Here is a 12,940-nt window from a genome sequence, read left to right as displayed (position 1 = left end):
AAAAACTCATCTCGCTGGGATGAGTTTTTTTTGTAGCTTTGATTTGAAAATCATCAATCCTATGAAAAAGTTTTACTCGTTATTTATCGTTTTATTTTCGGTTAATATCATTTTTGGTCAGTCATTAAATGCTGATAGAAAAGGGATTATAGAATCTGAGAAAAAGAAAAACCTAAAATCTATTTTGGATGTCAATGTCAATCCAAATACTTTGAATTATGATTTGCAATACGTCAGATTAGAATTAGATTTAGATCCAACACAACAATGTATTGCAGGTACTGTGACATCACATTTCAAAATGCTGCAGAATTCTCCTGATATTTATTTTGATTTAAAGAATAATTTAACGGTTTCCAATGTAAAATACCACGCTCAGGATTTGACTTTTCAGCAATTGAGTTCTGATGAAATCAGAATCAATTTTCCTTCAACATTATCTGCCCAGACAACGGATTCCTTATCTATCACTTACAGCGGAATTCCATCAACTGCTGAACAAGCTTTTGTTGCTACAGCTACACCCGCCGGAGATCCAATTTTAGCTACTTTATCAGAGCCATTTGGGGCAAAACAATGGTGGCCTACAAAACAAAGTATGAATGATAAAATTGAAAAATTAGACATCAAAATTTCCACTCCTGCTCAGTACACAGTTGGTTCCAATGGAAAACTGATGTCAGAAACAATTTTAGGAAATGGCAAAAAATTAACCTATTGGCAAACCAATTATCCAATACCAGCTTATCTTTTCGCATTAGGAATTTCCAATTATACTAAGTTAAATTCTACAATTACAACTACCAACAGCTCATTTCCTTTCCTTAACTACGTTTATCCGTCTTGGGCAACTGCAGATACACAGTCCAAGTTGGATTGGACTGCAATCAGTATGCAGACTTTCGAAGATCATTTTGGGTTATATCCTTATAGAAATGAGAAATATGGACATATGCAGTTCAACTGGGGTGGCGGAATGGAACACGCAACAATGACTTCTATGGGTTATTATGGATTGGATTTGATTGCGCACGAATTGGCTCATCAATGGTTTGGAGACAAGCTGACCTGTGGAACATGGAACGATATCTGGCTGAATGAAGGTTTTGCTACAATGGGCGAATATGTGGTTTACGAAAAATTGTTGATGTCACCAGCACAGTTTCAGACTTATCTGCAAAGCGAGATGGATAATATTACGAGTTTTGCTGGAGGGAGCGTTTATGTTCCTGATAATCAATTGACTTCAAATCGGATTTTTGATGGCAGACTCACTTATACCAAGGGAGGTTATGTTTTGAGAATGATCAAATGGATTTTGGGAGACGAGCAGTTCTATGCAATGCTGAAAGCTTACCAGAATAATGCCGCCTTTGCTTATAATTACGTCAAAACGAATGATTTTAGGGATTTTTTATCATCTTACACAGGTCGAAACTTTACAGAATTTTTAATGATTGGATTTATGGGGAAGGATATCCAATATATCAGATAAGATGGACACAGGATCCAACATCCAAAAAACTGACTTTCCGAGTTGGGCAGACCAGAAGCTCATCTTCAGTTAGCTTTTTCGAATTGCCTTTACCGATCAAAGTTTCAGGATCTGGAAGTCAAACCGCCTATTTTGTTTTGGATCATACTTCCAACAATCAATATTTCACACAAGATGTCAATTTCGATGTTACAAATGTAACCTTCAATTACGAAAAACAGATCATTACCAAAGGTTCTACTGTGACGAAAGATAATAATCTGGCTGTTAATGATATTAATCAAAAAAATATAATTGTCTATCCTAATCCAGCCAAATCTTTCATCAAAATTTCTGGTTTGCAAAAATCAACAGATTATGAAATTTTCTCAATCGATGGAAAACTGATTAAAAACGGAATTGCGAATCCAGATTCAGAAATCAATATTTCTACCTTAGTCAAAGGAACTTATGTTTTGAAATACAATAATCAATCAGTTAAGCTAATAAAAGAATAAAATTATTTAAATTTCTTCCAAACGTTAAATCATCACAAAAAAGCACTTTATTACGGTGCTTTTTTTATTTTTGTTAAAATCGAAAATCAATAAAAATGATATCACAAAAATTCCTTGAAAACATCACAAATGAATTAACAAACATAGAAAACGACGGACTTTTCAAAAGAGAAAGAATCATCACATCACAGCAAAGTGCGGAGATAGAAGTGGCTGGGAAAAAACTGTTGAACTTTTGTGCCAACAACTATTTAGGATTATCCAACAATCCGGAAGTGATGAAAGCTTCGCAAGATGCTATCGAATCTCACGGTTATGGAATGTCGTCGGTTCGTTTCATTTGTGGAACTCAAGATATTCATAAAGATTTGGAAGCTAAGATTTCTAATTTCTTAGGAATGGAAGATACAATCCTTTATGCTGCTTGTTTTGATGCGAATGGCGGTATTTTCGAACCATTATTCTCAGAAGAAGACGCCATTATTTCAGATGAACTGAATCACGCTTCGATTATCGACGGTGTAAGATTATGTAAATCTGCAAGATACCGCTATAAAAACAATAATATGGAAGATTTGGAAGCTCAATTGATTGCGGCTTCTGAAAAAAATCATAGATTTAAAATCATTGTGACAGACGGCGTTTTCTCAATGGACGGAATTGTTGCTGACCTAAAAGGTGTTTGTGATTTAGCAGATAAATATGATGCTTTGGTAATGGTAGATGATTCTCATGCAACGGGATTTATCGGAAAAACTGGTCGTGGAACGCACGAAGCGAATGATGTCATAGGAAGAGTGGATATCATTACTTCTACTTTAGGAAAAGCTTTAGGTGGCGCTTTGGGTGGATTCACTTCTGGGAAAAAAGAAATCATCGATATGTTGAGACAACGTTCTCGTCCTTATTTATTTTCCAATTCATTAGCACCAGGAATTGTGGGTGCAGCTTCTAAAGTTTTGGATATGATTTCTGATGACACTTCTTTGAGAGATAAAGTAATGGAAAATGCAGAATATTTCCGAAAAGAAATGAAAGCTAAAGGTTTCGATATTCCAAATGGCGACGCGGCGATTGTTCCGGTAATGCTTTACGATGCAAAACTAGCGCAGGAAATGGCGGAGAAACTTTTAGCTGAAGATATTTATGTGATTGGATTCTTCTATCCGGTTGTTCCAAAAGGAAAAGCGAGAATCAGAGTCCAATTATCTGCAGCTCATACCAGAGAACATCTGGATAAGGCTATTGCAGGTTTTGAAAAAGTAGGGAAGGAGTTAGGAATTATTTCATAAATTCAAAAACAAAACTAAAATTCATCAAAATTATTTCCCCAACCCTAAAGGGAGTAATTTTGATGAATTTTAAAGAAATTCTTTTCCCTTTAGGGCTGGGGTAACAGAATTTATTTAAAATATAACAAACAAAAAAACCAGCAAATAATTTTGCTGGTTTTATATTTTTTGAGAAAGTCTCAAGATTATTTCTTACCTCCGTAAGCTTTGTCCTTGATTCTAGCTTTCTTACCTCTAAGGTCTCTGAAGTAGTAGATTCTAGCTCTTCTAACTTTACCTTGTCTGTTAACTTCAATTTTCTGAAGTGCAGGCATATTGATAGGGAAAACTCTTTCTACACCTACATCACCAGACATTTTTCTGATAGTGAAAGTTTTTGTAAGTCCAGTTCCTCTCAATTGGATAACAGTACCTTTGAAGAACTGAGTTCTAGTTTTGTTACCTTCTTTAATTTCTGTGTACACAGTGATGGTGTCACCGGCTTTGAATTCTGGGAATTCTTTTTTCGTAATGTACTTGTCTTGTACGTACTTTAATAAATCCATTTTTTAAAATAAAAAATTTGTTTTGTCAAGCTAAGCAACATTCACGTCCTTCGTCAGAGGTTGATTAACAGGTTGCAAAAATATAAATAATTTTTATAACTGCAATATAATCTGAGAATTAAATTTCACTTATTTAATCTCCAGCAGCTCCACATCAAAAACCAAAGTACTGTTGGGACCAATTTCTTTGCTGACTTCCTGCTGACCATAAGCCAAATGTGGCGGAATCGTAAACCTGAATTTACTTCCTACAGACATCAACTGCAAACCTTCTGTCCAACCTTTTATAACTCTATTAAGAGGGAAAGAAGCTGGTTTTCCGCGTTTTACCGAGCTGTCAAAAACTTTACTCGTAATGGTTGTTCCGTGATAATGGCATTTTACAGTACTTTTCGCTGTCGGTTTTGGACCTTCAGTTTCCACAAGAATTTCGTATTGCAAACCACTTGGCAAAGTCGTTACGCTTTCTCTTTTTCCGTTTTCCACCAAATAATCCTGACCATCTCTTAAGTTTTTTTCAGCCAGTTCCTTTTTTCTTTTCAATAATAAATCAGCTACACCCATTTCTAAATTTTTTTTCAAAGGTATTAATTATAAGTAAGATTAGACATTGTCAAATTTATTTGGAGCTTATTAACTTCATCGAGCATTTTGTATTAATTTTTTTTTGGAGCTGTTTCCCGCTGTCCACTATATCTTTTTTGGCATTGCGAACAAACTGAAGTCATCTTTACAACAATATCCCCGCAATGCCAAAAAAGGATGCCGTTCCCATCGGGGCTAGGGCATTTGTCATAAATTCGCATTTTGTCATCAGAATAAGATTAACATATATTTTGTCATTCCCTAGAAATCTCAACTATAATTGATAAAATACATTTACAATATTGAATTGTAAATCTATAAAATCCTCAAAATCTGCGAGATAAAATCAATTTTTATTTCTTTTCTGAGCGAAAGCGCCTTTGCGAACCTTAAAATATTTTCAATAAAGAACAAAAACTTGGTGACCTTTGCGTTAAATCCTTTTACATAAAGCATCAATTACAAACTATTTCCCTTAACTTTGTTTAGAAACATTACAAATTATGGCAAATTGTAGTAGCGGCTGTTGCGGAACAGATGACCATCAAGAAGAACATTCTCATCAACATAATCACGACGACCACGACCATTCTCACAGCAGTTCAAAATTAGGATTGATTATAAGTCTCGTTATATTTTTCTCAGGACTGATTTTAGATTTCTGGATTAAAGCAGATTGGTTTACTAGTAACGTTTGGTTAAGATTTGGATGGTATTTCGTGTCTTATATATTAGTAGCATTTTCAGTTTTCAAAGAAGCAGTTGAGCTGGCAAAGAAATTAGATTTCTTCAATGAGTTTTCTTTGATGGGAATTGCAACAATCGGAGCATTTGCTATCGGCGAATTTCCGGAAGGTGTTGCTGTAATGCTGTTTTATACCATTGGTGAGATGTTTCAGGAATCCGCAGTAAACAGAGCCCGCAATAATATCAAAGCATTATTAGATGTTCGTCCAAAAGAAGCCACCGTTTTTCGAGACGAAAATTGGAAAACCATTGCTCCGAGCGATGTCAAAATTGGAGAAAAAATTCAGGTAAAAGTGGGAGAGAAGATTCCGTTGGACGGGATTTTATTATCTGAAAAAGCAAGTCTTAATACATCTGCTTTAACAGGTGAAAGCAAACCTTCGTCAATCCAAAAATCGGAAGAAGTTCTTGCCGGAATGTTGAACCTCGACCAAGTCATCGAAATCGAAACAACCAAATTATTCGAAAATAGTTCGATTGTAAGGATTCTTCAAATGGTTCAGGACGCAAGTTCCAGAAAAGCCAAAACCGAATTATTTATCAGAAGATTTGCAAAGATTTATACACCAGTTGTTTTCCTTTTGGCACTTTTGGTAACGCTGGTTCCGTATCTTTTTGTTGAGAATTATGTTTTCAAAGATTGGCTTTACAGAGGTTTGGTTTTTCTCGTAATTTCTTGTCCGTGCGCTTTAGTTATTTCGATTCCATTAGGTTATTTTGGAGGAATCGGCGCTGCTTCCCGGAATGGAATTCTTTTCAAAGGTTCCAATTTTATAGATATCATTTCCAATGTAACAACGGTTGTGATGGATAAAACAGGAACATTGACCAAAGGTGTTTTCAAAGTTCAGGATATTGTTCCGGAAAATATTTCGAAAGAAGATTTTTTATCAATTCTATCTTCTGTTGAAAGTCATTCTACACACCCGATTGCCAAAGCGATTTCTCAGTTTCATCCTGCCAGTAAAATACCTGATTCTGTTGAGGAAATTTCAGGTAAAGGAATCAAAGCTTTAGTTGATGATAAGAATGTTCTTGCCGGCAACACAAGTTTACTACAGTCCTTCGGAATTCCATACCCCAAAGAGCTCGATAAAATTGTGGAGACAACAGTTGTTTTAGCCATTGATAACGAATACAAAGGTTACATCACAATTTCCGATGAGGTGAAGGATGATGCTGAGCTTGCGATTAATAATCTTCATAAAGCAGGTGTCAAAACAATGATGCTGAGCGGCGATAAAGATTCATTGACACAAAGTATCGCTAGAAAGCTAGGAATTGATTCTGCATTTGGCGGTCTTCTTCCGGAAGGTAAAGTGGAAAAGCTTGAAGCCCTCAAGAAAAATCCGAAAGAAGTGGTTGCTTTTGTGGGTGATGGGATCAATGATGCACCGGTTTTAGCATTAAGTGATGTGGGAATGGCAATGGGAGGTTTGGGCTCAGATGCGGCAATAGAAACTGCGGATGTCGTGATTCAGACAGATCAACCATCGAGAATTTCTACGGCAATAAATATTGGAAAATCAACCAAGAAAGTCGTTTATCAAAATATAGCTTTGGCTTTCGGAGTAAAAATTATTGTATTAATATTAGGTGCTGGTGGGCTGGCAAACATGTGGGAAGCTGTTTTTGCAGATGTAGGAGTAGCGTTGCTGGCTATACTAAATGCTGTGAGAATTCAGAATATGAAATTTAAATAATACCCACTTATTTTTTCTTCCAATTTTATTTATAAATAATTATTTCAAATTTATTTGCTGGAATAATAAATAAACTTATCTTAGTTTAAAATGAAATTATGATAAGAACCACCATATTTTGCGCGCTTTTATTGTCTCATTTTGGGACATCTCAGGTCTTTTTAAAAACTCAAGGACAAAAAATTGTCAATCAGAAAGGTGAAAATGTTTATTTGAAGGGTCTTGGTTTGGGCGGATGGATGTTACAGGAAGGTTATATGCTGAAGACTGCCGATTTTGCAGGGACCTGGAAAACAGAAAACGGTGAGTGGCTTCAATATACGCTGACTATTAACCTAACAAAAGAATATAAACTGCATATTCGATATAATAATGAATCTGCTACAAGTTCCAGAGTCAGCATAAAAGATGAGTCAGGAGAAATATTGGCACAAATAGATCTGCCGCCAACAGATAAGGAATGGAAAACGATTATAGCGCAAAAAATTAATCTCTCAAAAGGGGAAAAGAAACTCAGATTATATTTTGATATAGGTAATGTAAACATTAATTTTTTTGAATTGAAATAATTCTCACATTTATATTATTATTTTTTTGAACATTTCAAGTTACTTTGGAATGTTTTTTATTAGTAATAAACTTTAATTTTGTAACCAATACAAGTGACCCTTATTTATTCCAATTCTTACATTAAAAACTAAAAAAATATTGATGAGACTCTATTTTACTTTTTTTCTATTTACTACAACTTTTTTGTTTTCTCAAAGTAAACTAAAAGTTTACAGTTCAGACAATCAAAAACCGATCAAAGGAGCAAAGGTTTATTGCAATGATAAACTTCTCGGCCATACCGATGAAAACGGCCTGCTTAATTTTACTACAAAATGCACAAAAGTAGATGTAGAAGCAAATCAGTTTATTGGTGATGAAGTGGTGGTGGATAAAACCATGGAGATTGCATTGGACAAAGAAAGTTCCAAAACAAGAGATATAGAAGCAGTAACGCTTACCAATCAAAGCGATCCGCGAGCTCTGGCTATTCTGGATAAGGTTTTCAGAAGCTTCAAAGACAATTCACCAAATGCGTTGGACTCTTATTCATATAAATCTTATGAAAAGATGTCTTTTGATCTGGATCAAGACAGTATAAATGATTATAGCCAATTTATTGCATCCAGAAAAGATTCGCTTTCGAAATTATCTAACCGAGCACTTCCAACGAAAGAAAAAGAAAAAAAAGACTCAATAGAAGGTGAAAAGGCAATGAGCGTTTTTGCAGAAAGTAAGATGTTCCTTTGGGAACGCGCCACACAGTTTCTGTATTCAAAAAAATTTGGAGAAAAAATCAATGTACTGGATAACAGGATTTCTGGTTTGCAGGAACCAATTTATGAAATGATAACGCTGAGATCCAACAGAAATAAAGTCCCGCGTGAAGTTTTGCCGGAAAACCACAGCCTATACAGATATTTCCTTACAGATTCTATCACAATAGACGGACGTGAGAATTATGTCATCAGATTCAGACAGGTAGATTATAAAACGCCTGTCAACAAAAGAAAATATAACGGGTATCTTTATATTGATAAAGCGACTTATGCCATTAAAAAAATTGAAAGCAATAGCAAAATAAAATCAGACGGCAGCATTACTTCTATTTGGATTCCCATAGATAATAAATGGTTTCTGAAATCTGAAAACCTGAAAATCAGAATGGGAAGTTCTACATTTAGTACTATGGCAAAGAAAAATAATGAAACCACTGAGGAAAAAAAAGAGCGTCTGGATAAGGTTAAAAAATTCGGAAACTATGCTTATATGAAAGCCGATTATTTTGACTTTCAGAGTCCTGTAGATCTTAAGGCTAATCAGTTTAGTGGTTACACGATGAGTGTTAAAAATTCGGACGGGTCTCTTTTGGAGGATTATAGAACAGACAGCCTCACGACAAGGGAAAAACTAACCTATATTAAAATCGACTCTATCGGTAAAAAATATAAATTAGACCAGAAAGCCAAAGTAATTACAGGTCTACTAAGAGGTAAAATCCGTGTTGGGATGATCGACATCAATCCACTGCAGACCAAATATAACAGATACGAGGGTTTTCGCCTGGGTGCGGGATTCAAACTGAATGAACGGTTTAATAAATATATTTCGCCAGATGTTTACTTGGCTTATGGCTTTAAAGATAGAGGATTCAAGTACGGAGCAGGTGTAGATTTTAGAACGACTTTAGAGCGCAACTCATTCTTCCGCATCGAGTATTTCAATGATGTAGCCGCTTCCGGACTTTTTAACCAGAATCTTTGGAATTTCAGAATGACCATTATGAATTCCGGAATGTCTATCCAGAATGATAAATATTATAAGTATGAAGGATTCCGCGCAGGTTATGAAGTGGATCTCAGCAATTCGCTAACGCTAAATGTTTCTGCAAAAAGACAGAAGGAAGAAGCCGTTTTTGATTATGCTTACAGAAACAGAACGGGAAGTTTCGACAATTTTAGTTCGTTGGCGACTATCAAATTTTCTCCAAACAGCAAAAATATAATGACACCGTCTGGAAAATATACCTTTGAACAAAATTTTCCCGAAGTTTATTTGAATTATGAACAAGGTTTCAAAAGTCTGGGCGGGGAGCTAAATTACAGCCGCTTCGACATTCTCTATACTCACCAATTCCGAACAATACTGGGTGTTACCGGGACAAGAGCTTATGGCGGCTACTTCACAGGTGATGCGCCGGTGTGGCATCAGTTCGAGATGGGCGGATTGGATTCCAGCAGAGAAAACAGTATTTTTTCAAATTTTAACCTCACAACATACCTTGGTTTTGCAACGATGACATCGGGTAAATATTTCAATGATAAATTTGCAGGCTATTATTTTACACACCGCATTCCTTGGTATTTCAAAAGTATTGGAAAAAATACCTCCAGCTTTGATATTGTTTACAAAGGAATCATCGGGAATATGAGAAACCCGGAATATCACCAATTTGATTACAGTCCGCTAAATCATCTTTACCAGGAGATTGGTTTGGAAAATAATAATTTCCTAAGCACCAAGTTCAACCTTGGACTGTTTTATAGAGTTGGCTATTATAATACCAGTAAGTTTGCTGATAATTTTGCAATACAGCTAAAATTGAAGGTTTTAGGTTTTTAGCAGTGGAAGAGTTATTCAGACAGCAAGTTTATCAGGTCGTCAGGCTTATCCCGGAAGGCAGAGTTTCCACTTACGGCGTGATTGCAAAAGCTGTAGGCTATCCAAATCATTCCCGGCAGGTCGGGCACGCGATGGGCGTTTGTCCGAAGAATGTTCCTGCACATCGTGTTATCAGCAGTTCGGGAAAATTATCTGTTCCGTCTTTTCGGGAAAGGTTGTAGAATGAAAATGTTGTTGTGCAGGAAAATGGTCAGATTAAGGATTTTAAAAAGTTATTTTGGAACACTTTGGAAGAATTATAAAGCAAAAGCCATCTCAATCGAGATGGCTTCTTTGTTATAAATTTCAATAATTTCAGTTATCAATTAATTATTTAAACGCTTCAATTGCTTTGTTGATAGCATCAATTTGTTGATTGATTGTTGCGCTGTTTGGGTTTGCTTTCAGAACCTCCATTTTCTTTGCAAGTCCGTCTTTCAACATTTGCACAATCATCATTTTTACTTGTGGATTATCCGGCATTTGAGATTTTGCCTGAACCAAAACTTTGGTGATTTTCTCAGTTGCTTTCAGGTTATCAGAACTCATAATCCAGTTGTAACCTTCCTCAGCAGATTTACCTAAAGTGGGATCTTGGAATTTGATGAAAGGGTAGAAGGCAACAGTTGTTCCGATAGCCGGCATTTGTTTCTCAATCTTTTTGGATACAATAAGAGGAAGCAACTTAGATATCAAATCATCGGACGCACCATTCAGGTCAATATTTTCTATTGCTGTCACCGCTTTTGAAGGGTCTAATTCTGCAATTCCTGCTAGTGAAGCACCTTTTACAGCATTAGAAACAGCAGACAGTCCTTTTTCATAAACCGAAGCGTACTTAGCATTTTTAGTTTTTGTAAGAGCTGTAATTGCGGCAGCTTGAACCAGAGTTTTTGGATCGTTGGAAGCTAATTTTTCAACTTCTGCCGTTAATGCTTTTGCTTGATCAGTATTAGAAAGATCAATCTGTTCCAAAGCTTTCTCTCTGATTCTGAAGTACGGATCTTTAATTGCAGCTGCTAATAATTTGATAACAGCAAGGCTTTTTGCATCGGCTTTTTCAATGCCTTCTAAAGCAGCATATTTACTTTTTAATTCTTTCGAACCTGTAAACTGTAATAAGTTTTGCTCAGGAGTTTTAGAATCAGTAACATCTGCAACTAGAATTCCATCAGCATTAATGTTAATTAGATCCGGTGTTTTAGAAGAATCAAAAGTGAATGTATTTTTCGCTTTCGCATTTACCCAAACATTGAAACGCTTTGGTTTGCCATTGTCATAAACATCAATTGCTAAAGGAAATTCGAAAGGCTGATCCTGAGATTGATTGATAACAACAGTAACTTGTTTTTTTACAGGTTCGTAACTAGAAGCGTAAGTCAATTTCGGGTGTCCGCTTCCAAAATACCATTGGTTAAAGAACCAATTCAAATCTTTTCCAGACACTTTTTCAAATGCTAATCTTAATTGATGAGCTTCTGCATTTTGATATTCGTAAGTTTTAAGGTATTCATTCATTCCCGCGAAGAAAGCATCATCACCAAGATAATTTCTCAACATATGAAGAATCCCGCCACCTTTTTGATAAGTTACCAAATCAAAAACATCTTCACGAGAAGCATAATCAAATCTTACCAAATCCTTTTTGAAATCTGCAGGATTGTGAATGTAATGATTCACATCTTCCATCTGATGGTAATCCGCTTGGTCTTTTCCATACTTATATTCATTCCAAAGATATTCGGAATAATTAGCAAAAGATTCGTTAACGGTTAAGTTACTCCAGCTTTCTGCCGTAACCAAATCTCCAAACCAATGGTGGAATAATTCGTGAGCGATGGTATCTTCCCATTTGTTCTCATCGATTAACTGTCCTGGTTTTTGTAAAATATCACTTCCGTGAAGCGTTGCTGTTGTGTTTTCCATTGCTCCGGAAACATAATCTCTTCCTGAGATTTGAGCATATTTTGCCCAAGGATAATCGTAGCCTAACTTCTTAGAGAAAAACTCAATCATCTCTGGCGTGTTGCCGTAAATCTGTTTTGCGTAAGGCTCATATTCTTTCTCGATGTAATAATCTACAGGAATATTTCTCCATTTGTCTTTCACAATCGCGTATTCTCCAACGCCCATAAAGAAAAGATAAGTCGAATGTCTCTTATCCATTACCCAATGGTCGGTTCTTAAGTTTCCGGATTCTTTTTGAGAATCTTTTAGAATTCCATTTGATAAAGTCACATATTTATCAGGAACCGTCATATAGATTTCCTGAGTTGTTTTTTGATTTGATTTATCGATTGTTGGGAACCAAGCCGAAGAAGATTCTGTTTCTCCTTGAGTCCAGATTTGCGTTGGCTTGTCCGGATCTTTGCCTTGAGCATTGATGAAATAAAGACCTTTTGCATCGCTGATTGCTTTGCTTCCTTCCTGTTTTACTTCATTTGGACGAGCTGTGTATTTGATGTAAACTGTATAATCCTGATTTTTCTGATATGTTTTATCAAGTGTGATTTTCAGCTCATCATTTTTATAATCGAATTTAAGAGGCGACTTAGAGCCATTTTTATCCAAAGCCACTTCGTGAATCAGCATTCCTTTTGCATCAAGAACCAATTCGTTGGTGGCATAGAAAAACGGGCTTGCAGTCAGCCATTCCTCGCCGTTCATTTGTTCTTTCTGATAATCGAAATTGACTTTCAGCTTGGTATGTTTAAGCTCTGTAGTTTTGGTGTGTGTTGCTCTATAAGGAACGTTTCTTCCAGAAGTTTCTGTCTGTGCAAAAGCAACATTTGAATTAAAAATGGCGCCTAGAAAAAGTGCAGCTATGAATATTTTTTTCATTCTTACGAATTTATATCGTTGATTA

The 12,940-nt window shown here is 35.8% G+C and carries 10 protein-coding genes; 7 read left to right on the top strand and 3 right to left on the bottom strand.

What is annotated here, in order from left to right:
- Positions 1-61 precede the first annotated feature (61 nt).
- From EGH73_RS04235 to kbl, 3 genes are all read left to right on the top strand, one after another.
- A complete protein-coding gene (locus EGH73_RS04235) occupies positions 62-1,495 on the top strand; it encodes a M1 family metallopeptidase (RefSeq protein WP_245985413.1) in 1,434 nt (477 codons plus the stop codon).
- A gap of 83 nt (positions 1,496-1,578) precedes the next feature.
- On the top strand, positions 1,579-1,992 hold the full coding sequence (locus EGH73_RS14155) for a T9SS type A sorting domain-containing protein (protein WP_245985412.1): 414 nt from the start codon (positions 1,579-1,581) through the stop codon (positions 1,990-1,992).
- A gap of 95 nt (positions 1,993-2,087) precedes the next feature.
- Entirely contained in the window at positions 2,088-3,284 is a 1,197-nt protein-coding gene (gene kbl / locus EGH73_RS04230; RefSeq protein WP_123280830.1) for a glycine C-acetyltransferase, read from the top strand.
- Between the two features lie 185 nt (positions 3,285-3,469).
- On the opposite strand, the gene rplS is transcribed toward kbl, so the two are convergent.
- Together rplS and EGH73_RS04220 are read right to left on the bottom strand one after the other, a co-directional pair.
- On the bottom strand, positions 3,470-3,829 hold the full coding sequence (gene rplS, locus EGH73_RS04225) for a 50S ribosomal protein L19 (protein ID WP_089770508.1): 360 nt from the start codon (positions 3,827-3,829) through the stop codon (positions 3,470-3,472).
- 129 nt (positions 3,830-3,958) lie between these two features.
- A complete protein-coding gene (locus tag EGH73_RS04220) occupies positions 3,959-4,411 on the bottom strand; it encodes an FKBP-type peptidyl-prolyl cis-trans isomerase (RefSeq protein WP_228411446.1) in 453 nt (150 codons plus the stop codon).
- A gap of 506 nt (positions 4,412-4,917) precedes the next feature.
- Here EGH73_RS04220 and EGH73_RS04215 point away from each other — a divergent pair.
- The 4 genes from EGH73_RS04215 (at position 4,918) to EGH73_RS04200 (ending at position 10,256) form a co-directional block, all read left to right on the top strand.
- Entirely contained in the window at positions 4,918-6,864 is a 1,947-nt protein-coding gene (locus EGH73_RS04215; protein WP_123280829.1) for a heavy metal translocating P-type ATPase, read from the top strand.
- A gap of 98 nt (positions 6,865-6,962) precedes the next feature.
- The gene (locus EGH73_RS04210) at positions 6,963-7,433 is read left to right on the top strand and encodes a carbohydrate-binding protein (protein WP_123280828.1); all 471 of its coding nucleotides are present in this window, start codon (positions 6,963-6,965) and stop codon (positions 7,431-7,433) included.
- Between the two features lie 142 nt (positions 7,434-7,575).
- A complete protein-coding gene (locus EGH73_RS04205; protein ID WP_123280827.1) occupies positions 7,576-10,035 on the top strand; it encodes a DUF5686 family protein in 2,460 nt (819 codons plus the stop codon).
- 2 nt (positions 10,036-10,037) lie between these two features.
- Positions 10,038-10,256: an MGMT family protein gene (locus EGH73_RS04200; RefSeq protein WP_245985411.1), complete on the top strand. Its 219-nt coding sequence runs from the start codon at positions 10,038-10,040 to the stop codon at positions 10,254-10,256.
- Between the two features lie 148 nt (positions 10,257-10,404).
- On the opposite strand, the gene EGH73_RS04195 is transcribed toward EGH73_RS04200, so the two are convergent.
- Positions 10,405-12,915, bottom strand: a complete 2,511-nt coding sequence (locus EGH73_RS04195) for a M1 family metallopeptidase (protein WP_123280826.1) — start codon at positions 12,913-12,915, stop codon at positions 10,405-10,407.
- Between the last annotated feature and the right edge of the window lie 25 nt (positions 12,916-12,940).

It is taken from the genome of Epilithonimonas hominis (assembly GCF_003730015.1).
In the GTDB taxonomy this organism is placed as follows: Bacteria; Bacteroidota; Bacteroidia; order Flavobacteriales; family Weeksellaceae; genus Epilithonimonas; species Epilithonimonas hominis.
This window is presented reverse-complemented; position numbering and strand designations above follow the sequence as displayed.